Annotated in this window: 18 protein-coding genes; 12 read left to right on the plus strand and 6 right to left on the minus strand. The window is 59.3% G+C overall.

Going from position 1 to position 20,343, the window contains the following annotated elements:
* Nucleotides 1–2: 2 nt before the first annotated feature.
* A complete protein-coding gene (locus DX908_RS13910; protein ID WP_158548808.1) occupies nucleotides 3–773 on the minus strand; it encodes an enoyl-CoA hydratase/isomerase family protein in 771 nt (256 codons plus the stop codon).
* Nucleotides 774–907: 134 nt separating this feature from the next.
* Here DX908_RS13910 and DX908_RS13915 point away from each other — a divergent pair, with 134 nt between their 5' ends.
* Genes DX908_RS13915 through DX908_RS13925 form a run of 3 tightly spaced genes read left to right on the plus strand, consistent with a single transcriptional unit; the run spans nucleotide 908 to nucleotide 4,238 of the window.
* Nucleotides 908–2,050 (plus strand): acyl-CoA dehydrogenase family protein, encoded by a 1,143-nt coding sequence (locus DX908_RS13915; RefSeq protein WP_199564722.1) that lies wholly within the window; start codon nucleotides 908–910, stop codon nucleotides 2,048–2,050.
* A complete protein-coding gene (locus tag DX908_RS13920) occupies nucleotides 2,047–3,060 on the plus strand; it encodes an acyl-CoA dehydrogenase family protein (protein WP_116392902.1) in 1,014 nt (337 codons plus the stop codon). Before DX908_RS13915 ends, DX908_RS13920 begins: the two co-directional genes overlap by 4 nt.
* A complete protein-coding gene (locus DX908_RS13925) occupies nucleotides 3,057–4,238 on the plus strand; it encodes an acetyl-CoA C-acyltransferase (protein ID WP_116392903.1) in 1,182 nt (393 codons plus the stop codon). The genes DX908_RS13920 and DX908_RS13925 overlap by 4 nt, the downstream gene beginning before the upstream one ends.
* On the opposite strand, the gene DX908_RS13930 is transcribed toward DX908_RS13925, so the two are convergent.
* The 5 genes from DX908_RS13930 to DX908_RS13950 are packed head-to-tail and all read right to left on the minus strand — an operon-like array spanning nucleotide 4,231 to nucleotide 10,050.
* On the minus strand, nucleotides 4,231–5,139 hold the full coding sequence (locus tag DX908_RS13930) for an SDR family NAD(P)-dependent oxidoreductase (protein ID WP_116392904.1): 909 nt from the start codon (nucleotides 5,137–5,139) through the stop codon (nucleotides 4,231–4,233). The genes DX908_RS13925 and DX908_RS13930 overlap by 8 nt on opposite strands.
* A complete protein-coding gene (locus DX908_RS13935; RefSeq protein ID WP_116392905.1) occupies nucleotides 5,139–7,220 on the minus strand; it encodes a 3-hydroxyacyl-CoA dehydrogenase NAD-binding domain-containing protein in 2,082 nt (693 codons plus the stop codon). The genes DX908_RS13930 and DX908_RS13935 overlap by 1 nt, the downstream gene beginning before the upstream one ends.
* 28 nt (nucleotides 7,221–7,248) lie before the next feature.
* Nucleotides 7,249–8,022, minus strand: coding sequence for an SDR family NAD(P)-dependent oxidoreductase (locus tag DX908_RS13940; protein WP_116392906.1), 774 nt, complete (start codon nucleotides 8,020–8,022; stop codon nucleotides 7,249–7,251).
* Nucleotides 8,019–8,804: an enoyl-CoA hydratase gene (locus tag DX908_RS13945; RefSeq protein ID WP_116392907.1), complete on the minus strand. Its 786-nt coding sequence runs from the start codon at nucleotides 8,802–8,804 to the stop codon at nucleotides 8,019–8,021. Before DX908_RS13945 ends, DX908_RS13940 begins: the two co-directional genes overlap by 4 nt.
* On the minus strand, nucleotides 8,797–10,050 hold the full coding sequence (locus DX908_RS13950; RefSeq protein ID WP_116392908.1) for a CaiB/BaiF CoA transferase family protein: 1,254 nt from the start codon (nucleotides 10,048–10,050) through the stop codon (nucleotides 8,797–8,799). Before DX908_RS13950 ends, DX908_RS13945 begins: the two co-directional genes overlap by 8 nt.
* A 182-nt stretch (nucleotides 10,051–10,232) precedes the next feature.
* On the opposite strand from DX908_RS13950, the gene DX908_RS13955 reads away from it, so the two are divergent.
* The 9 genes from DX908_RS13955 to DX908_RS13995 all read left to right on the plus strand — a co-directional run bounded on the left by DX908_RS13955 (nucleotide 10,233) and on the right by DX908_RS13995 (nucleotide 20,329).
* Entirely contained in the window at nucleotides 10,233–11,039 is an 807-nt protein-coding gene (locus DX908_RS13955; RefSeq protein WP_116392909.1) for a crotonase/enoyl-CoA hydratase family protein, read from the plus strand.
* Nucleotides 11,036–11,482: an acyl-CoA thioesterase gene (locus tag DX908_RS13960; RefSeq protein ID WP_116392910.1), complete on the plus strand. Its 447-nt coding sequence runs from the start codon at nucleotides 11,036–11,038 to the stop codon at nucleotides 11,480–11,482. The genes DX908_RS13955 and DX908_RS13960 overlap by 4 nt, the downstream gene beginning before the upstream one ends.
* A 100-nt stretch (nucleotides 11,483–11,582) precedes the next feature.
* Nucleotides 11,583–12,734 (plus strand): acyl-CoA dehydrogenase family protein, encoded by a 1,152-nt coding sequence (locus tag DX908_RS13965; RefSeq protein ID WP_116392911.1) that lies wholly within the window; start codon nucleotides 11,583–11,585, stop codon nucleotides 12,732–12,734.
* Nucleotides 12,735–12,736: 2 nt separating this feature from the next.
* Nucleotides 12,737–13,828, plus strand: a complete 1,092-nt coding sequence (locus tag DX908_RS13970) for an acyl-CoA dehydrogenase family protein (protein ID WP_116392912.1) — start codon at nucleotides 12,737–12,739, stop codon at nucleotides 13,826–13,828.
* A gap of 2 nt (nucleotides 13,829–13,830) precedes the next feature.
* Entirely contained in the window at nucleotides 13,831–14,925 is a 1,095-nt protein-coding gene (locus DX908_RS13975; protein WP_116392913.1) for an NAD(P)/FAD-dependent oxidoreductase, read from the plus strand.
* Nucleotides 14,918–16,522 (plus strand): GMC family oxidoreductase, encoded by a 1,605-nt coding sequence (locus tag DX908_RS13980; RefSeq protein ID WP_116392914.1) that lies wholly within the window; start codon nucleotides 14,918–14,920, stop codon nucleotides 16,520–16,522. Before DX908_RS13975 ends, DX908_RS13980 begins: the two co-directional genes overlap by 8 nt.
* Entirely contained in the window at nucleotides 16,519–17,952 is a 1,434-nt protein-coding gene (locus tag DX908_RS13985; RefSeq protein ID WP_116392915.1) for an NAD-dependent succinate-semialdehyde dehydrogenase, read from the plus strand. The genes DX908_RS13980 and DX908_RS13985 overlap by 4 nt, the downstream gene beginning before the upstream one ends.
* An 81-nt stretch (nucleotides 17,953–18,033) precedes the next feature.
* Nucleotides 18,034–19,521: an FAD-dependent oxidoreductase gene (locus tag DX908_RS13990; RefSeq protein ID WP_116392916.1), complete on the plus strand. Its 1,488-nt coding sequence runs from the start codon at nucleotides 18,034–18,036 to the stop codon at nucleotides 19,519–19,521.
* Nucleotides 19,522–19,579: 58 nt separating this feature from the next.
* A complete protein-coding gene (locus tag DX908_RS13995; RefSeq protein ID WP_116392917.1) occupies nucleotides 19,580–20,329 on the plus strand; it encodes an electron transfer flavoprotein subunit beta/FixA family protein in 750 nt (249 codons plus the stop codon).
* Nucleotides 20,330–20,343: the final 14 nt, after the last annotated feature.

Consider the following 20,343-nt stretch of genomic DNA (forward strand, 5'->3'; position numbering starts at 1 on the left):
GATCAGTTACCGGTGAATTGGGCCTTACGCTTCTCCTTGAAGGATAAGGTCCCTTCACGGAAGTCTTCGGTTTCGACCATCAGCGGCTGCATGGTCGCTTCGAAATCGAGCGCCTGATCATAGGTCTGGGCGGGGGCGGCATCGAATTGCCGCTTCGCCATCATCAGAGCAAGGGTCGGGGCGTTGGCAAAGCTGGCCGCAATCTCCTGAGCCTTGGACATGACGTCCTCTGACGGAACTGAATGCAATGCGAGGCCGAGCTGCTGGGCTTCACTGCCGGAGACGAAGCGGCCCGAATAGATGATCTCCTTGGCCCTTTGCAGGCCGAGGTACCGGGTCAGGAGGAATGAGGCGCCGCCATCGGGCGCAAGGCCGATGTGACGGAAGGCGAACTGAAAGCGGGCGTCCTCTGCCGCAACGACAATGTCGGCAGCAAGAGCGAGCGACCATGACATGCCGATGCACACACCGCGTACCGCGGCGATCACGGGTTTCTGAGTATTGGCGACGCTTCTTGCCATGCGGTGAAGGTGGCGCATCCTGAGGAGGGAGTTGCGCATCCCGCCGCCGCCCATTTCGGAGACGTCGGCCCCGGCGCTGAAATCACTCCCCGCACCGGTCAGGATTATGACCCGTACGTCGTGATCGTCCTGCGCCGCCTGAAAGGCGCTTTCGATCTCGGTGCGCATGGCGAGGGTAATGGCGTTTTTGCGTTCCGGCCGGTTGATCGTGATGATCGCTGTGCCGTTTTCCTTGGTCGTTTCAATGCTCATGGGGCCTCCTTGCGTCTTCCTACCATCCGGGCGCATGGATGCGACACTCGGGCTGGCTATATCGAGGCTGCGATAGTCTCCAGCGGGCACGGAATATCACTTGCGGCCCTGTCAGGCGCTGGCAGATTGCCAAGGTGCAAACTTTCAGCATTCATCCCTTCTGCGTACCGGTAGACCCCGGTGAACTGCGTGCGGAAATCCGCTCGTTCATCGCTGACAACCGTCCTGAACTGCCGCCAGAAAGCCGGGCGAATTCATGGGCGGTCGGCGATGCGGCCTTCAGCCGGGCGCTGGGCAGAGCAGGCTATATCGGGATGACCTGGCCGAAAGCCTATGGTGGGCATGAGCGTCATGCGCTCGAACGCTATATCGTGCTCGAGGAATTGCTCGCTGCCGGCGCACCGGTCGGCATGCACTGGATCGCGGACCGGCAGTCAGGGGCGCTCCTTCTGCGCTATGGCAATGAGGCGCTGCGCGAAAAATATGTACCCGGCATGGCCGCCGGTGAGATCTATGCCTGTATCGGGATGAGTGAGCCGGGCGCAGGCTCCGACCTTGCTGCTGTGCGGACGGCGGCCCGCAGGAAAGATGACGGTTGGGTCGTCAACGGACAAAAGGTCTGGACGACCAATGCGCATAACGCCGCCTTCATGATCGCCCTTGTGCGGACATCTGAAGGAGAAAAGCGGCAGGACGGATTAAGTCAGGTTCTGATCGAGCTTGACCGTCCCGGCGTTGATGTGCGGCCCGTGATCGATATTACGGGGGGGCATGATTTCAATGAAGTCTTCCTCGATGATGTCTTCGTCCCGGATGAAAATATTCTGGGTCAGGAGGGAAATGGCTGGCGTCAGGTGACGGCTGAGCTGTCTCTCGAACGGTCCGGGCCGGAACGGTATCTATCGAGCTATGCGCTGGTCACGGCACTGGCCGACCATGTGCGCCATGCAGGCAATGAACAGGCTGTCGCCCTCTTGGGCCGGATGGTGGCGGAGACATGGAGCCTCAGATCAATGTCCATGTCGGTGGCCGCCAAGCTGGCAGGCGGGGATGATCCCGCACTTGAAGCCGCCATCGTCAAGGATCTGGGCAACGGTTTCGAGCAGGATATTCCGCGAGCGGTACAGGCGGTCATCGAAGGGGTAGACCTTGCCGATGACGAAGAGTTCGTTCGTATCCTGCGGACACTTCTCATGGTGTCGCCGTCTTTCTCGCTGCGGGGCGGCACGCGTGAGATTCTCAAAAGCATTATCGCAAGGGGGCTCGGATTAAGATGACATCTGATCTGGAACTTCTATGCGACATGGCGGACAGGTTGTTCCGCGACCTGAAAGATGCTGATGCCTCGCCAGAGGAGGCGTGGAACGCTGTCAATGAGGCGGGGTTTCCCAAAATCTTCCAGAAGGAAGAGGAGGGAGGCTTTGCCGGGGATTGGGCCACAGCGTTTCCGGTTCTCCGGCTGGCGGGGTATCAGCGTCTGAATGCGCCGTTGACGGAATGTCTGGTTGCAGCATGGGGCTGGCGAGGGGCGGAAGAGCCGCTGGCTGATGAGCTGACTGTTGCTGCGGCACAGACAGAAGGCCAGATCGACGGGAGCCAGTTCACGGGGAAATTGGTCGGCGTTGCTGGAGGGATAAGCACTCGCCATGTCATCGGCTATACTCACGGGGCGCCGTTCCTTGTCGCTGCCGGTGATGCGGCGGATGTGACGGAAAGATCGACCCCGGACGGTAGCCGCTGCGATATTCTCACCTTTGACAAGGCGCAGGTGAAAACGGGACCGGCTTCTTCGGATATCATGCTCTGGGGCGCACTGGCCTATACGGCTCTCATCGCCGGGGCCACGGATGCCGTCCTTGAGCTGTCGATCGACTATGCGAATGAGCGGCAGCAATTTGGTCGGCCGATCGGCAAGTTCCAGGCCGTCCAGCAGGCTCTTGCGGAGTGTGCGGAGGAATCGGCGGCCGTCAACTGCGCGGGGCAGGCTGCCGCGCGGGCCGCCATGCTCGACGATCCTGCCTTCGAGATCGGCGCCGCCAAGGCGAGAGGTTCGCGAGCCGCCGTGAATGCGGCGCGCATCGCCCATCAGATCCATGGCGGCATCGGCTTTACGCAGGAACATGTCCTGCATCACTATACGTCCCGGCTGATCACCTGGTCCTCTGCATACGGCAATGAGGGATACTGGAACCGCCATATCGGCGAATATGCCGCCGCCCTAGGGGGGGCGCAGATATGGCCAGACATCACCAGCCGATCCGACCGCGTAGAAAAGGCATCGACATGAACACGCCCGTTATCGTTTCCACGGCCCGGACAGGCCTCGCCAAGGCTTTCCGTGGTGGCTTCAATAATACGCATGGAACAGATCTCGGCGGTCATGTCATCCGTGCCGCGATTGACCGTGCAGGGATTGAGCCCGGCGAAGTGGAGGATGTCCTTCTGGGCTGCGCCACGCCCGAAGGCGCGAGCGGCAGCAATGTCGCCCGGCAGGCTGCTTTGCGGGCTGGCTGTCCCGTGACCGTGCCCGGCATGACGCTCGACCGGAAATGCTCCTCCGGGCTTCAGACTATCGCTCTGGCCGCACAGCGGATCATGGCGGGCGAGGGGGATATCTATGTAGCCGGCGGCACGGAGACGATTTCCCTGACCCAGCCCTTCATGAACAAGGAACATGCCCGCAGCCCGTGGCTCGATGAGCATCTGCCGGAGATCTACTGGTCGATGATCGAGACGGCAGACAACGTCGCTTCGCGCTACGGTATAAGCCGTGAGGTGCAGGACGAATACGCCGTGGAGAGCCAGGCAAGAACAGCCGCGGCGCAAGCCGAAGGCCGGTTTGATGATGAAATCGTGCCGATGACCGTTGAGAAAGTGCTACGTGACAAATCCGGTGAAGAACTGGAGAGAGAGACCGTCACGGTAGACCGTGATGAGGGGAACCGTCCGGGGACGACGCTGGATGCGCTCAGTACACTGAAGCCAGTCCGCGGACCGGAAGCCTATATCACGGCGGGGAATGCCAGCCAGCTTTCTGACGGGGCCAGCGTTTGCGTCATTATGTCGGAGAAACAGGCGGAGCGCCGGGGGCTCGAGCCGCTCGGCCGTTTTGCGGGCTTTGCCGTGGCAGGGTGTGAACCGGATGAAATGGGCGTCGGCCCCGCTGTGGCCGTTCCCAAACTCCTCAAACGGCAAGGGCTAGGCATCGATGATATTGATCTGTGGGAGCTGAATGAAGCATTCGCCGTACAGGTCGTTTATTGCCGGGACAGGCTTGGCCTGCCGACGGATCGGCTGAATGTCGATGGAGGCGCGATTTCCATCGGCCATCCTTACGGGATGAGCGGATCACGGATGACCGGCCATGCGCTGATCGAAGGACACCGCCGGGGGGCAAAGAATGCTGTCGTGACCATGTGCATCGGCGGCGGTATGGGGGCGGCAGCCCTGTTCGAGATTATCTGATGCCGGGTGACGGGAAAAAGGACGCAACGACTTTTTCGTGGTCGGCCTGATCATTGATCAGGGTGCTGTCTTCAAAGTCAGACACCCTATCCAGCAGGTGGGGCAGGTCTTCAGGTTCCAGTTCAGCGTCGAAGATCCCCTTGCTTTCCGTGAAAGCTATTTTTGAGACATAGCCCCCGGCGGCGCTGTAGATGCTGCCGGTTGACGTATTCTGTTCGCTAACCAGCCAGCAGATGAGTTTTGCGATGAACGCGGGCGGCATGTGTTTTTCCATCCAGTCACGGAAATTCCTGTCCGGATGATTGTCTAGCAAGGCTGTGCGCGCGGATGGCATGACGCCATTCACCAGCACGCCATAGGGCTTTGCGGCGATAGCTGCGTCCTTGGTCAGACCGACAAGCCCGGCTTTGCTGGCCGCATAGGCGCCACTGACGCCGGAACCCAACGCGGCGCTGGAGCACAGATTGACGATCCTGCCGGATTTCTTTTCCGCCATACCCGGCCAGACGGCACGCATCAGCGCATAAGGTGCCGTGAGATTGACGTTTAAGACATCGAGAATCTCTTCATCCGTCCGTGTCCAGAAAGGCCCTGGCCGGCTAATCCCGGCATTATTAACCAGAATGTCGACCGGGCCAAAGGTTTCCTCGGCAAAACCAGTGATGAGGCGTGCAGTATCGAAGTCGCCGACCGGCATCGTGTTCGCGACCGCCTTGCCGCCGTCGTGTCTGATCTCTTCACAGATGGCTTCGGCGCGTCCATCCGATGCCGGATCATTAATAATAACTCGGGCGCCGCGCTTTCCCAACTCCAGCGCCGTCGAGGCTCCGATGCCAGCGCCGGCGCCGGTGATGAGTGCAACCTTGCTGTCAAAACGGATGAGATCGGATGCGGCGCCCATCAGGCTTGATCCCAGCTTTTGCCTTCCGTAGCCAGTCTGACCATAAGTTGAGATGGCGCCCAGCGTTGGCCGTTTTTCTCGGCAAGCCGTTCTGCGGTGGCCGCCACGCGGTCGAGACCGACCTCCTGACCCCAGAACATCGGCCCGCCGCGATGCGCCGGGAAGCCATAGCCATTGACCCAGACCGTATCGATGTCACCGGCGCGCAGAGCGATACCTTCTTCAAGTTCTTTCGCACCTTCATTGACGAGTGGCATAAAGAGACGGTCACGGACTTCTTCATCCGGGATTTCACGCCGTTCAATGCCAAGCGAGGCGGACAGTTCTTCGATAATCCGTGTAGTCTCCGGGTCGGGAATGCGCTTCCGTCCTTCATAGCGGTAATAACCTTTACCGGATTTCTGACCGATCCGTCCGGCCTCAACCAGCCTCTCCACGACCTCTGCCATGCGTTCATCCGCAGGCATCGTCTTGCGGCGGATTTCTCGGATGCGAATGCTGGTATCCATCCCGGAAAGGTCACGCATGGCCAGCGGCCCCATCGCCATACCGAAGCCTTCAGCCACGCGGTCGACCTGTTCGGGCGTTGCGCCTTCTTCAAGTAGATACTCCGCCTCCGCTGTATAATATTGCAGCATCCGGTTGCCGATAAAGCCGTCACAATTCCCGGCCAGCACGGGTACTTTGGCGATTCTTTGCGCAATGGCGAAAATCGCGCCGATAGTCTCCGGTGAGGTCTTGGTGCCTTTCACGACCTCCAGCAGTTTCATGACATTGGCCGGGCTGAAGAAATGCGCGCCGATGACCTTTTCAGGCCGGCTTGTCGCGGATGCGATCTGGTCGATGTCGAGCGAAGAGGTATTCGAGGCCAGAATGGCCTCGGGACGGGTTACCTGGTCCAGCCGTCCGAAGATATCCTGTTTGAGCTCCATGTTCTCAAACACAGCCTCAATGACAAGATCGGTCTCGCCGAGCCCTTCATAGTCAGTCGTCCCGGTAATGAGATACAGGGATCTGTCCATTTTTTCCTGCGGTATCGATCCTCGATCAACCGAACGCTGATAATTGGTTTCAATCATCCTGCGCCCCTTGGCGAGAGAGTCTTCGGCCACATCGATGATGGTGACCGGGATGCCGGCATTGGCAAACACCATGGCGATGCCGCCACCCATCAGGCCCGAGCCGATAATGCCGACCGAGGCGATCTCAGCGGCCTCTTTCGGGTCGGGAACGCCGGGCACTTTGCGCGCCTGACGCTCGGCGAAAAAGACATGTTTCAGGGCACGGTGTTGAGAGCCGGTGACGAGTTCTTTGAAGGCTTCTTCTTCGAAGGCCAGGGCTTCCTGCGGTGGTCTGGTGCAGGCAGCGAACACGCAGTCGGCAATTCTGGCAGGCGCCAGCGCGCCACGGCTTTTCTTGAGGAGGCCCGGACGAGCGGCTTCAAAGGCATCGGTATCAAAATCAGCGATTTTGTCTTCGCGTTCGATGACCGGGGTGGGTTTGCCTTTGATAGCAAGTTCCGTGGCCAGAGTGACGGCTGCAGCGACGGGGTCTTCCGCGATTTCGTCAGCTATTCCCGCTTCATGTGCGGCGGCGGCAGGAAGAGGCTTACCGGCGATAATGATTTCGGCGGCGCGGATGGCACCGACGAGGCGGGGCAGGCGGACCGTTCCGCCCGCACCGGGTAACAGGCCGAGATTGACTTCCGGCAGGCCGAGCCGAGCGGTGGGGGCCGCAACGCGGGCATGACAGCTTAAGGCCAGCTCAAGCCCGCCGCCGAGTGCCACACCGCTGATCGCTGCGACCACGGGTTTGTTGGCGCCTTCAATCATACTTTCGAGAGTTTTGAGGCGCGGCTCCGCCACGGCCTTGTCCGTCCCGAATTCCCGGACATCCGCACCCGCACTGAAGGCGCGGTCACTGCCGGTCAGGACGATGGCCGATATCTCCGGGTCATTAAGCGCTAGTGCGAACTCCTCACCAATCCCGGCGCGAAGATCCGTACCCAGTGCATTCACCGGCGGGGCGTTCATCGTCAGGACAGCGATTTTTCCTTCGGTTGTTCTGGTGACTGAGGGCATGGGATGATCCTCCATATTCGTAAAACCGTCAGGCGAGCGACTGGCCTTCATCGACAGCGAAGACACCGCCCGTCAGGGATGCCGATGCATCCGAGCATAAGAACAGAACCAGCGAGTCGAGGTCGCCGGGTTTCATGACGCGGCGGCGCGGGAAGGTCTTGACCAACTTCTGCCCCGCCTCGCTTTCGAGCCAGTCCGAATTCAGCTCCGTGGCAATCCATCCCGGGCAGATCGTGTTCACATTCACGCCATACCGCGCCCATTCGCGCGCCAGTCCCTTGCCCATCATCGCGACCGCGGCCTTTGACATGCTGTAGGCGGTCAGGCCGGGCAGGGGGCGTAAGGAGCCAACGGAGCCGAGCAGGACCATCCGCCCACGGTCATAAAGTTCTTTGTCGATGAGACGCTTTGCGGCCTCACGGGCGGTCAGGAAGACCCCCTCAATATTCACGGCCATCATGCGCCGCAAATCCTCTGCAGGAAGGTCTACGGCAAAGGAGGGAACATTGAACCCCGCATTCGCAACAACAGTGTCGACCGGGCCGAATCTCTCTTCTGCGGCATCAAACGCGCTCACGATGGAGGCGGGGTCTTCGACATCCATCTGGACAGGGAGGATATTCCCGCCTGTGGCGGCAGCGCTCTTGGCAATCTCATCCAGGCGGTCGAGGCGCCGGGCACCGGCCACCACATTCGCGCCGGCTGCAGCCAACCGGCCCGCGAGATGTGCCCCAAGACCGGAAGACGCACCGGTGATGATCACGATGCGTCCTGTCAGGTTGAATTCGGCCTGATTGCTCATTTGCCGGTGAAGACCGGTTTGCGTTTCTCTGAAAAGGCACGGATGCCTTCTTTATAATCCGCAGACGCATAGCAGGTCTGGAACATCGCCTCGCAGCGTTCAAGGTCACGATCTGACGGATCCTTGACGATCTCGCCCAGCGTGAATTTGACCTGTTGGGCCGTCAGCGGCGCACCGATGGCGATCTTCCCGGCAATATCGTCAATGAAGGCCTGATAGTCAGCTTCTTCGATGACCTTGCCGACAAGGCCTTTCGTGTAGGCCTCATCCGCCTTCAGGCGGCGGCCGCCCAGCAGCATTTCCTTCGTAGTCGGAACACCGACAATATCAACGAGGCGGCGCAGGCTGCCATAACGGTAGCCGATGCCGTAGCGCATGGCCGGCTGGGCAAATTCCGATTTGGTCGAGCAATAGCGCAGGTCGCAACTGACCGCGACGGAAATGCCGCCCCCGATGCACCAGCCGTCAATCGCAGCAATGGTCACCTTGGTGGAATTGTAAAGCGCGGACAGCGCGCGCTCGCCCGTCTTGGCGTAGTGCTCCTGGGCGTTCTCGCCCATGCGCTCTTCTTCATATTTGGAGACGTCGGCACCTGCGATGAAGGATTTGCCGCCAGCCCCGGAGCAGACGATGACGCGGATGTCGTCATCCTTTTCAAAGGCGTCGACCGCCTTCCCCATGCCTTCCCACATATCCAGCGAGATGGCGTTCAGCTTGTCGGGGTTGTTGAAGATCAGGTGGCCGATCTGGCCGTCTTTTTTCGTCAGGATACGATCAGTCATTCGTTGTGTCCTCTGCTGCTGTGATGATTCCCTTGCGGCAAAGAGCGTCGATCTCTTCTTCCTGAAGGCCAATCTCGCCGAGAATCTGTGTGGTGTGTTCGCCGATGGCGGGGGGCGGAGCGTAGCGTTTGACGGGGGTGCCGCTGAAGCGAAGGGGATTGGAGAGAATGGAAAGCTCACCCGAGTCCGGATGCGGAATATTTCGTACCATTTCGCGATGCTGGATCTGGGGTTCCGCTATCGCTTCGCGAAGATCATTGACCCGGCCCGTCGGCACGCCTGCCTTATCCAGCAGGGCGAATGCCTCCGCCGTCGTCTTTTTCGCAAATTCAGCACTGAGTTCCACCGATAGCGGGTCACGGTTGATCACCCGCTGGCTGGGGGCGGCAAAGAGCGGATCATCAAGCAGCTCCGGGCGGCCGAGCGCGTGGCAGAGGCTTGCGAATTGCCGCTGGTTCCCGGCGGTCAGAAAGATCATGCCATCGCTGCAATCAAAAGATTCGGACGGCACCCCGCCAAAACCGCAATTGCCGCGCCGTTGCGGCACCTCACCAGAGGTGAAATAGCTCATCGCGAAATGGCTGAGGGAGGCAAGGCCGCAGTCGAGTAATGAAACATCAATATACTGACCATTACCGCCTTGTGTGTCGCGATGATAAAGCGCGGCCTGAATGGCATTCGCGGTGTAAAGGCTGGTCAGAATATCCACCATGGAGATGCCGACCCGCATTGGCCCTCCGCCGGGTTTGCTGTCCGCATGGCCGGAGACATTCATCATCCCGCTCATGGCCTGGAAAATACCGTCATAGCCCGGGCGATCCGCCATCGGACCGGTCTGGCCAAATCCTGTCACGGAGCAATAGATGATCCGTGGGTTGACGGCTTTGATATCCTCATACCCAAGGCCATATCGCTCAAGCGTGCCGACCTTGAAATTCTCAATGAAAACATCGCTGTTCTCTGCTATCGACAGGATCAGGTCGCGGCCATCGGCCTTGCTGAAGTCGATCGCGATCGACCGCTTGTTCCGGTTGCAACTGAGGTAAAAGGCGGAGACTTGTGTCTCGCTGCCGTCCGGCCGTTTCAGGAAGGGCGGCCCATATGTGCGCGACTCATCGCCGACGCCCGGCCGTTCGACCTTGATGATCTCTGCTCCCAGATCGCCGAGCAATTGCGTTGCAAGCGGCGCGGCGAGGATGCGGCTGACATCAAGAACCCTGACCCCTTGGAGGGCTTCCGGCGACATCCATGCGCCTCCCTGTTCAATTCTTCTATCTCTTCGTCGCCGGGAATGTCTGGGGCTTCAAGCGTTTGCGCTGCCGGGCGCGGTGAACATCGTCACCATGATATATTGGCCCGGGCAGGTAGTCCGCTGACGATTGATAGTCGATATCACAAGAGGAAAACCCCGCGTGGTGGAGATATTCTATGAGCGAGCCATTCATTCTATACGAAAAGGCGGGCCGTATAGTAACTATCACGATGAATCGACCTGATCGGCGCAATGCCGTGGGGACGTTTGAGGATTGCGAAGAGCTGATTGACGCTTTCAGCAAGGCGGAGGCTGACGAGGAAGTATCCGTCATTATACTGACAGGAGCGGGCACGGCTTTTTCTGCCGGCGGGGATGTCAATGGTATGCGCGAGAGAAACGGTATCGGTCCGTTAGAAACGGCGGCTGATACGCGTGCGAATTACCGGCGAGGTGTCCAGAAAATACCGCTCATGCTGGCGGAGTTGGAGGTGCCGACCATTGCGGCGATAAATGGCCACGCGATCGGTTTCGGCTGTGATCTGGCGGCGCTTTGCGATATGCGGGTTGCCTCCAGCGAGGCGAAACTGGCGGCGAGTTTTATCAAGGTCGGGATCGTGCCGGGGGATGGTGGCGCCTGGACGCTGCCGCGTGTGATCGGTTATCCGCGAGCAGCAGAAATGATGCTGACGGGTGATGCCATCACGGCGGTCGAGGCTTTTCAATATGGTCTGGTCAACAAGGTTGTCGAGCCGGATGAGGTGATGCCGGAAGCGCTCGCATTGGCGGAGCGGATTGCCGTTAATCCTTCCCGCTCTGTGCGGCTGGCCAAGCGTCTGCTGATTGAGGGACGGCATAACAGGCTGAAAGACATGCTTGAAATCTCAGCCGCGTTCCAGGCCATCGCGCATGAAACCGCAGATCACCGCGAGGCGCTGGAGGCCTTTGTCGAGAAGCGCAAACCGAATTTCACAGGCGAATGAGCGTGGAGAACGGCGCGGATATCAGGCGAGAGGATTTCGGCTACCGGTTGCAGATCCCAACCCGCTGGGAGGATTGCGACGCCTACGGTCATGTCAACAATGTCGTCTATTATAGCTGGTTTGATACAGCCGTGACGCGGATGCTCTATGAGCGAGGCGTGATCTCGCTCCACGAGTCCCCTGCGATTGGCCTGTGCGTGGAAAGTCATTGCACCTATTACAAACCGGTCGAGTTTCCGCAGGAAATCGAGGCACGGGTCAGGGTCGGCCGGGCAGGGAGCAAAAGCCTCAGATATGAGATTGCGCTGTTCCTTGAAGGCGAGGACAGCCCCGCCGCATCGGGATATTTTGTGCATGTTTTCGTGGACAGGCACACGCGGCGCTCAACCCCTCTCAGCGGGGCGGCACGCGGTGCCATTGCCGACCTCGTCGTGGCGGGTTGAGCTTCATCACGTACGCGGTATCACCGGTCCTGTGGTTTTTAACGCCAGATGAGTTGGGTAGGCTGTCGGGACGCGGAATAATAATGCCGGCAGGAGCAGAATGGACCTATTCTTTACGAGGGAAGATCGTGCCTTTCGGGATGAGGTGCGGGCGTTCCTGCAAAGTGAACTTTCGCCGGAATTGCGGCGGAGGGTGGAAGAAGGTCGCGCGCTCAGCAAGGACGAAGTCGTCGGCTGGCAACGCATTCTCAATACCCGCGGTTGGGCTACTCCCAGCTGGCCAAAGGAATGGGGCGGTCCTGGCTGGACGGCTGTCGAGAAGCATATTTTCCTTGATGAACTTCACCGGGCAGGAGCACCTGAGCCGCTATCGTTCAATGTTTCCATGCTGGGGCCTGTACTTATCGCATTCGGCTCGGAGTCGCAGAAATCTTATTTTCTTCCGCGTGCAGCCAATCTGGATGACTGGTGGGCACAAGGGTTTTCAGAGCCCGGGGCGGGGTCGGATCTTGCGGCCTTGTCAACAACAGCCGTTCGGGAAGGGGATCACTACATCGTCAACGGCCAGAAAATCTGGCAGGGAATGGCGCATCGCGCGGACTGGATGTTTACGCTGGTGCGGACCGATCCGCAGGCGCCGAAAAAGCAGATGGGGATCAGCTTTCTGCTCATCGACCTGCGCAGTCCAGGTATCGAGATCCGGCCGATCATCACGATTGACGGACGCCATGAGGTCAATGAAGTCTTTCTCGATAATGTTCGGGTGCCGATCGAAAACCGGATTGGCGAAGAGAACAAGGGATGGACTTACGCGAAATACCTGATGTCCAACGAACGAACAGGGATTGCGCGCACTGGTATCACCAAACGGATACTCCAGCGGATCAGGACTGAGGCCACGTCTCTGCCCGCCTCCTCACGTGTCATTGTACTGACGGAAACGGCCCGGCTTGAAGCGGAGTTGATGGCACTTGAGTTCACGCAATTGCGCGTGCTCGCGTCCATGACCGAAGGGGTGCCCGATCCGCGATCCTCCATGCTCAAGATCAAGGGGACGGAGTTGCGCCAGGATGCCTCCGAACTCCTGCTCCGCACAGTGGGGGAGGATGCAAGGGAGTTTACCTATGAAGGCGAAGACGAGGCGCCCCATGACATCGCCTCGAATTTCTTCACCCTGCGGGCGGCATCCATTTATGGCGGCGCCAATGAGGTTCAGAAAAACATCCTAGCCAAGACGATATTGGGGCAATAAAGGTGACACTCGTTCTCGATACGGAGCAAGAACTCCTCAAAGACAGTGTGGAACGCCTCGTCCGCGAGCGATACGGATTTGCGGAACGCCTTCGCCTGGCAAGGGACGGGGCGTGGAGTCGGCCGTTCTGGGGGCTGCTGGCAGATCAGGGATTGCTCGGGATCGGCTTTTCTGAAGACGCCGGTGGATTAGGGGAGGATGGCATCAGCGCCATGCTGGTGGCGGAGGCCCTCGGGCGGGGTCTATGCCTTGAGCCCTATCTGGAAACGGTTATTGTTCCATCGGCGGCTCTTGCAGCGGCAGGAGATGCGCATCATGCGATGATTGAGGACATTATCACTGGCAAAAAGATCGTCGCGCCTGTCTTTAATCGTCTGTCAGCGGAAGAAGAAGGCAAGGGTGTCCGTCTGTCGGGTCATGCCCGTCATGTCACGCATGGCGATGATGCAGACCTGCTGCTGGTCACGGCAGAAGGGTCGGACGGCCGTATTCATGCCGGATTTGTCGAGACACTCGGAGACGGGGTCATCTGCCGCCGTTATACCGGGTTTGATGGCCGGGGGGCGGCCGAGATCACTTTCGAGAATGTCCATATCGGCGCTGAGAACATGCTGGCCACCCCTGAGGGAGGGGGCCGCATCGCCGAGCATATGGAGCAGGCGGCGATTGCCAGCCTGTCAGCCGAAGCGTCAGGCATCATGGCGGCTGTTCTTGACCTCACGGTCGAACAACTCCGTACACGCCAGCAATTCGGCCAGCCTCTGGCGTCTTTCCAATCTCTCCAGCACAGGTTAGCGGAAATGGCGATCGAGCTGGAGCAGACGCGGAGCATGGCAAACTATGCGGCGCATCTGACGCAGTCTGATGATGTGGATGAGCGCCGCGCCGGTTTTGCGGCCATCAAAGGCGTTGTCTCCGCCAGTGCGCGCTTTGTGGGGCAACAGGCTGTCCAGTTGCATGGCGGGCTGGGTGTGTCCGAGGAACATCAGATCGGCTGGGCGCATAAACGCCTGACCATGATCGATATGCAGTTTGGCGGGGCCGCTGAGCAATATTCGCGTCTGGCTAGTCTCGGCGGGCTTGGGGCGAACTGATCATGGAACGCTGTGACAGTGTCGTGATCGGGGCCGGGGTCATCGGGCTTGCTGTCGCACGAGCTCTGGCGATGTCCGGGCGGGAACCCATCATCATCGAGCGCCAGTCGATGTTTGGTATGGAGACAAGCTCGCGGAACAGCGAAGTCATTCACGCCGGCATTTACTATCCGCAAGGCTCAAACAAGGCGCGGCTCTGTGTCGCCGGACGAAAGAAGCTCTATGAATATTGCCGGGAGCGCCATGTCGGTCATCGGCAATGCGGTAAGCTGATCGTCGCGCCCGGAGAGGATGATATCCCGCGTCTGGAAGGCATTGCCGCACGTGCACAGGCCAATGGCGTTAATGACCTTGTGCTCCTGTCCGGTGAAGAAACGAAAAGGATGGAGCCGACGCTACATTGTGCGGCGGCGCTGCATTCACCTTCAACGGGAATCATTGATGTACACGAATTGATGCTCTCTTTGTTGGGGGATGCGGAAATGGCCGGGGCGGTGATCGCCTATAACACGGAGATCTCGAATGTCACGCGCGGTGATGGAGAGATCATTCTCTCTTTTTCCAACGAAGCGCCCGATCTTGCCGCCCGTCTGGTGGTGAATTGCGCTGGTCATGATGCGCCCCGGCTGGCCCGGCGGGCGGGTCTGGAGGCGCCAACGGCCTTCCTCGCCAAGGGCAGCTATTTCACGCTTTCAGGAAAGTGTCCGTTCCGTCAGCTGATTTATCCCACGCCGGAACCCGGCGGGCTTGGCGTTCATCTGACGCTCGATATGGGGGGGCAGGCACGCTTTGGCCCGGATGTCGAATGGGTGGATGCGCCGAATTACAATGTCGATGCAGCGAAGGCGGAGAAATTCTATAAATCCGTACAGAGATGGTGGCCGGATATCCCGGAGGGATCGCTGGTGCCGGGCTATGCGGGCCTTCGGCCCAAAATCGCGGGACCGGGCGAGCCGGATGCGGACTTCCAGATTATCCCCGGGACACGGCAAGCACCGATGATCAACCTCTTCGGCATTGAATCACCGGGGATCACCTCGGCACTCGCCATTGCGGAAGAGGTCGAGGAAATGGCGGGGGAGCTCGCCGATGCATGATCTTGGCACATATGATTTCATTATCGCCGGCGCCGGGTCGGCAGGATGCGTGCTGGCAAACCGCCTCTCGGCATCGGGCCGCCATTCGGTCCTGCTGCTCGAGGCGGGAGAAGAGGACCGCAATATCTGGATCCATATTCCGCTGGGCTATGGCAAACTGTTCCGCGATCCCAAAGTCAACTGGCTCTACAAGACAGAACCGCAGACCGAGCTGAACAATCGTCAGATCGGGCAGCCTCGCGGGAAAGTCCTCGGGGGCTCAAGCTCGATCAATGGCCTGGTCTATATCCGCGGGCATCGTCAGGACTATGATGATTGGCGCGATCTGGGCGCGGCAGGCTGGGGCTTTGATGATGTGCTGCCCTATTTTCGTAAAGCGGAAAACCAGATGCGAGGGTCCGATGAGTGGCATGGTGTGGATGGCCCTCTGCCAGTATCCGATCAGCGGGATCCGCACACTTTATGCGACGCGTTTATCTCGGCGGCGGGGGAGGCGGGGCATCCGGCCAATCCGGACTTCAACGGCGCTTCACAGGAAGGCGCAGGCTATTATCAGACGACCTCACGCAATGGGGTCCGTGTCTCGGCGGCGCGCGCTTATCTGACACCCATCCGATCACGGAAGAACCTTCGGGTTGTCACCGGGGCTAATGTCACGCGCCTTACTATGGCAGCGAATGGCAGCGTCACGGGCGTCGAATGGTCAGGGAAGGAAGGGGAATGCCGGGCATCGGCGGGCCGGGAAGTCCTGCTCTCGGCAGGTGCGATCGGCTCCCCTCAGATCATGCAGCTCAGCGGTCTGGGGCCGGCGGCATGGCTGCGCGATCTGGATATTGAAGTCTGTCAGGACATGCCGGGCGTTGGCGCGGCCCTGCAGGATCATTTACAGACGAGAATTGTCACGCGGTCGAAGCAGTCCGTCACGTTCAATGATGACATGCGCAATCTCTTTCGGACGGCGCTGGTCGGGGCAAAATATGTCCTTTCGCGCCGTGGCCCTCTGACGGTCAGCGCAGGCTATGCGGGTGGATTTTTCCGTACAGATAGTAATTTAAAGCAGCCGGACATTCAGTGCCATTTCATCAATTTCTCAACCGATGCAATGGGCGATAGGCTGCATCCGTTCTCGGCGTTTACAGCGTCGTCCTGCCAGCTCCGTCCTGAAAGTCGTGGCTCTGTCAGGATCCAGTCAAAAGACCCGAAAGTGGCACCGAAGATCGATCCCAATTACCTGTCGACCAAAACCGACCGGCAGATTTCTGTCGAAGGCGTCAAACTGATCCGCGAGATCCTGCGGCAGCCGGCGCTTTCCGGTTATGCCGAAAGTGAACTCGAGCCCGGCGCGAATATCGATACGGATGATGACATTCTCGATTATATCCGGCGCACCGGGTCCAGTATCTACCATCCATCGTGTACGGTGCGAATGGCAGGGCCGGATGCCGTGCTGGATACCCGGCTGAAGGTGAAGGGCGTGCCCGGCCTGCGCGTTATCGATGGCTCGGTGATGCCTTTCGTGGTGTCGGGGAATACCCATGCCGCAATCGTGATGATTGCAGAAAAAGCTGCCGACATGATTCTGGAGGACTGCAGATGACCTATCCCGATCTCAAGATTATCATTGGCGGTAAAGAGATTCAGGCATTGGCCCGCGATGGCGAAGATGTTTATGACCCCGCAACCGGCGAGGCCTTCGCTAAACTGCCGCACGCCACAGCGGATGATATGGAGGCGGTTATCTCTTCGGCAGAGGCGGCGTTTCCGGGCTGGCGGGATAAGGCGCCGCTTGATCGCAGCGCCATTCTGAGGAAGGCGGCAACACTCATTCGTGAACGGATTGATGACATTGCCACCGCGATGACGAAAGAGCAGGGTAAACCGCTCGCAGAATCCAAAGGAGAGATCGCCTATTCGGCCAATGTCATTGATTGGTATGCAGAGGAGGGACGCCGGGCCTATGGGCGGATCATCCCGGCCAGCCTTCCGGGCCTGTCGCAGATTGTGACCAAGGAGCCGGTCGGCCTTGCAGCCGCTTTTACGCCATGGAACTTCCCGGCGCTGACGCCGTGCCGGAAAATCGGCGGGGCGCTCGCGGCGGGGTGCTGCCTAGTGCTGAAGGCGGCGGAGGAGACCCCAGGCACGGCGGTTATGCTTGTTCAGGCATTCCACGATGCGGGGCTTCCGCCCGGCGTCCTGAACCTTGTTTTCGGTAATCCGGCGGACATCTCATCGCAGCTTATCGACGATCGGCGGATACGGAAGATTTCCTTCACGGGATCCATCGGTGTCGGCAAGCTGCTGGTCCGGCAGGCAGCCGACACGCTCAAGCGGACGACAATGGAGCTGGGTGGGCATGGGCCGGTGCTTGTTTTTGACGATGCGGATGTCAATGCCGCAGCCGATATGCTGGCCGCGGGCAAGTTCCGCAATGCAGGGCAGGTATGCATCTCCCCCACACGGTTTTATGTGCATGACCGGGTGATCGATCAGTTTACAGAGCGGTTCGTTTCAAATGTGAAAAGACTCAAGGTCGGGAATGGCTTTGAAGAGGGCACGACGATGGGACCGCTTGCCAATCAGCGCCGTCTCGAGGCGATTGAGGAACTGGTCGGCGATGCGGTCGAGCGGGGCGGGGATATCCTGACCGGCGGCAAGCGGATCGGGAATGCCGGCTTCTTCTTTGAACCGACCGTTATTCGGGGGCTCCCGGATGATTGCCGGGTGATGACCGAGGAGCCTTTCGGGCCGGTCGCGCCGATCGTGGGCTTCCGTGAACTGGATGAGGTGCTCAACCGGGCGAATTCCCTGCCGTTCGGTCTTGCTTCCTATGCCTTTACCAGCTCGCTCTCGACTTCTGCGGCGGTGGAGCGTGGGCTGCAATCCGGCATGGTCGGCATCAACACGCTGGGGGTCTCAAACCCTGAAGGGCCGTTTGGCGGCATGAAGGAAAGTGGTTACGGTCAGGAGGGCGGTAGCGAAGGGCTCGAAGCCTATCTAGAGACCAAATATGTGGCGCGCGCGAGTTGAGGCATCGCGTCTGCGCTAAGCGCCGCGGACGCATCACCTTGTCGTTTACAGGCATTCCTCCGGTCTTTTACGCCAAGAGATATGCACAAGAAGACTGATCTCGTCGTCGTAGGATATGGGGCAGCCGGTATCGCCGCTGCCATAACGGCCGCTCGTGCTGGCGCGAAAGTGGCGCTGCTCGAAAAGCAGAGTGCGGATACGCATTTCTCAAGCTCGCGGATGTCGGGCGGTCTCATCATGGGGGCGAACGATGTCGATGGTGCAACGCGCTATCTTGATCAATGTGCCGATGGGATGATCCAGACAGAGATCAATCGTGCCTGGGCAGAACGAGCCGTCCGTGTACGTGAGTGGCTGGAGAGTGTCGGTATCAAATCCGTTCATATGGCCGGGGCGTGGTATCCGAAATTTGACGGTTATGACTCAATCGAGGTGCTGGCACCTCTGCCAAAAGGAACCGAGCCTGAGGATGTGGAGATCGAGCTGCCTAAGCCGGGGGAGCTGACCTTCAAATTTCCGCTGCCTTTCGGGAATGGCGCGCTGCTTCATGACCTGCTCCTCGAGGCGGTCGCGAAGGAGCCGAATATCGAAGCCTGTTTCGAGCATGAGGCAACCAAACTCATTCAGGACGGCTCACGTGTCATCGGGATCGAGTGTAAGACGCCTGATGGTGAGGTGACGATCGACAGCCGCTATGGTGTTGTCCTCAGCTGCGGCGGGTATGAGAAAAATCAGGACATGATCCTGAACTACCTTAAGGCGTACCCGATCTATTTTTATGGATCGGAAGCCAATACTGGTGACGGCATCCGCATGGCGCAGTCCGCAGGCGCGGATCTGTGGCACATGAACCAGATGATCGGTCGGGGGGTCGGGCACTTCAAACATCCTGATGGCTGGGAGACCACGATGGGGATGAGCCTCAACCCGCCGGGATATGTCATCCTTGATAAGTATGGTGAGCGTTTTGCTAATGAGCATCTGCAGGCTGTTTCAAAGCCAAACTTCTATTACGAACTTCTGAAATATGATGCCGACCGGCTCGAATATCCGCGTATTCCGTCCTACTGGATTTTCGACAAACGTCGGCTGGAGGCGCGTCCGCTCGCGCATGGCGGCATCGGTTATTATCCGTGGAGTAAGGATAACCGCACAGAAATCGATCTGGGCTGGATCAAGGAAGCCGATACGGTCGAAGAGGTGGCACGGCTTGCCGGAGTCGACGATCCCGAGGCAGCCGCGCAGTCGATCAATGCGTATAATGAGTATTGTCAGTCTAAAGAAGACCCTTTCGGCCGGCCCGAAGATTCGCTGGTGCCGATAGACCAGCCGCCCTATTACTGCGTCAAAATCTATCCTGGCGGCGCCACGACGAATGGCGGTCCACGGCGCGATGCCCATGCCCGCATCCTGAATGCCCATCGTGAGCCGATCCCCGGCCTGTTCGGAGCGGGCGAATTGGGGGGCGCGATTGGCCTTCTGTACCCATCGCCTGGCTCCAATCTGGGCGAAGCGATCGCGTTCGGCGAAATGGCGGCGGAAACAGCCATTCGTGACGGAAGCCAGTAAGTCCGCAGAGATACCGGGCTGAAATCCTTCTGTAATCTGAGAATATCTGGAGAAACCGATGAAAGTGCTCGTGCCGGTCAAACGCGTGGTCGACTATAATGTGAAGGTCCGGGTCAAAGCGGACCAGACCGCGGTCGACCTTGCCAATGTGAAAATGTCCATGAACCCCTTCGACGAAATCGCCGTCGAGGAAGCGGTGCGCCTCAAAGAGGCGGGCACGGCGACGGAAGTGGTCATCGTCTCGATCGGGCCGGAAAAAGCGCAGGATCAGATCCGCCAGGGCCTCGCCATGGGCGGCGACCGCGGCATTCTTGTCACCACCGACAGCGATCTTGAGAGCCTCGCCGTCGCAAAGATCCTCAAGGCGATCTGCGAAGAGGAAAAGCCGGACATCGTCCTGATGGGCAAGCAGGCGATCGATGATGACCGCTCGCAGACCGGCCAGATGCTCGCGGCGCTCATGGACTGGCCGCAGGGCACGTTTGCGTCCGAGGTCAAAAAGGAAGGCGACAAGCTCCACGTCACCCGCGAGATCGATGGTGGCCTTCAGACGGTCGCGCTCAATCTGCCGGCGGTCGTCACGACCGACCTTCGCCTCAACGAGCCACGCTATGCCTCCCTGCCGAACATCATGAAGGCCAAGAAAAAGCCTCTCGATACGAAAGCGGCGGCGGATTACGGCGTTGATATCGCCCCGCGCCTTGAAGTCCTCAAAGTCACCGAGCCGCCGAAACGCGAAGCCGGGGTGAAAGTCTCGTCCGTAGACGAATTGCTCGACAAACTCAAAAACGAAGCGGGGGTACTCTAATCATGGCCATTCTC

The organism is Parvularcula marina (genome assembly GCF_003399445.1).
GTDB classification, from domain to species: Bacteria; Pseudomonadota; Alphaproteobacteria; order Caulobacterales; family Parvularculaceae; genus Parvularcula; species Parvularcula marina.

Excerpts from the sequence above, each read along its gene's own strand:
- DX908_RS13910 (WP_158548808.1), bottom strand. The coding sequence starts at position 773 with ATGAGCATTGAAACGACCAAGGAAAACGGCACAGCGATCATCACGATC.
- DX908_RS13920 (WP_116392902.1), top strand. The coding sequence starts at position 2,047 with ATGACATCTGATCTGGAACTTCTATGCGACATGGCGGACAGGTTGTTC.
- DX908_RS13925 (WP_116392903.1), top strand. The coding sequence starts at position 3,057 with ATGAACACGCCCGTTATCGTTTCCACGGCCCGGACAGGCCTCGCCAAG.
- DX908_RS13930 (WP_116392904.1), bottom strand. The coding sequence starts at position 5,139 with ATGGGCGCCGCATCCGATCTCATCCGTTTTGACAGCAAGGTTGCACTC.
- DX908_RS13935 (WP_116392905.1), bottom strand. The coding sequence starts at position 7,220 with ATGCCCTCAGTCACCAGAACAACCGAAGGAAAAATCGCTGTCCTGACG.
- DX908_RS13940 (WP_116392906.1), bottom strand. The coding sequence starts at position 8,022 with ATGAGCAATCAGGCCGAATTCAACCTGACAGGACGCATCGTGATCATC.
- DX908_RS13945 (WP_116392907.1), bottom strand. The coding sequence starts at position 8,804 with ATGACTGATCGTATCCTGACGAAAAAAGACGGCCAGATCGGCCACCTG.
- DX908_RS13950 (WP_116392908.1), bottom strand. The coding sequence starts at position 10,050 with ATGTCGCCGGAAGCCCTCCAAGGGGTCAGGGTTCTTGATGTCAGCCGC.
- DX908_RS13955 (WP_116392909.1), top strand. The coding sequence starts at position 10,233 with ATGAGCGAGCCATTCATTCTATACGAAAAGGCGGGCCGTATAGTAACT.
- DX908_RS13960 (WP_116392910.1), top strand. The coding sequence starts at position 11,036 with ATGAGCGTGGAGAACGGCGCGGATATCAGGCGAGAGGATTTCGGCTAC.
- DX908_RS13965 (WP_116392911.1), top strand. The coding sequence starts at position 11,583 with ATGGACCTATTCTTTACGAGGGAAGATCGTGCCTTTCGGGATGAGGTG.
- DX908_RS13975 (WP_116392913.1), top strand. The coding sequence starts at position 13,831 with ATGGAACGCTGTGACAGTGTCGTGATCGGGGCCGGGGTCATCGGGCTT.
- DX908_RS13980 (WP_116392914.1), top strand. The coding sequence starts at position 14,918 with ATGCATGATCTTGGCACATATGATTTCATTATCGCCGGCGCCGGGTCG.
- DX908_RS13985 (WP_116392915.1), top strand. The coding sequence starts at position 16,519 with ATGACCTATCCCGATCTCAAGATTATCATTGGCGGTAAAGAGATTCAG.
- DX908_RS13990 (WP_116392916.1), top strand. The coding sequence starts at position 18,034 with ATGCACAAGAAGACTGATCTCGTCGTCGTAGGATATGGGGCAGCCGGT.
- DX908_RS13995 (WP_116392917.1), top strand. The coding sequence starts at position 19,580 with ATGAAAGTGCTCGTGCCGGTCAAACGCGTGGTCGACTATAATGTGAAG.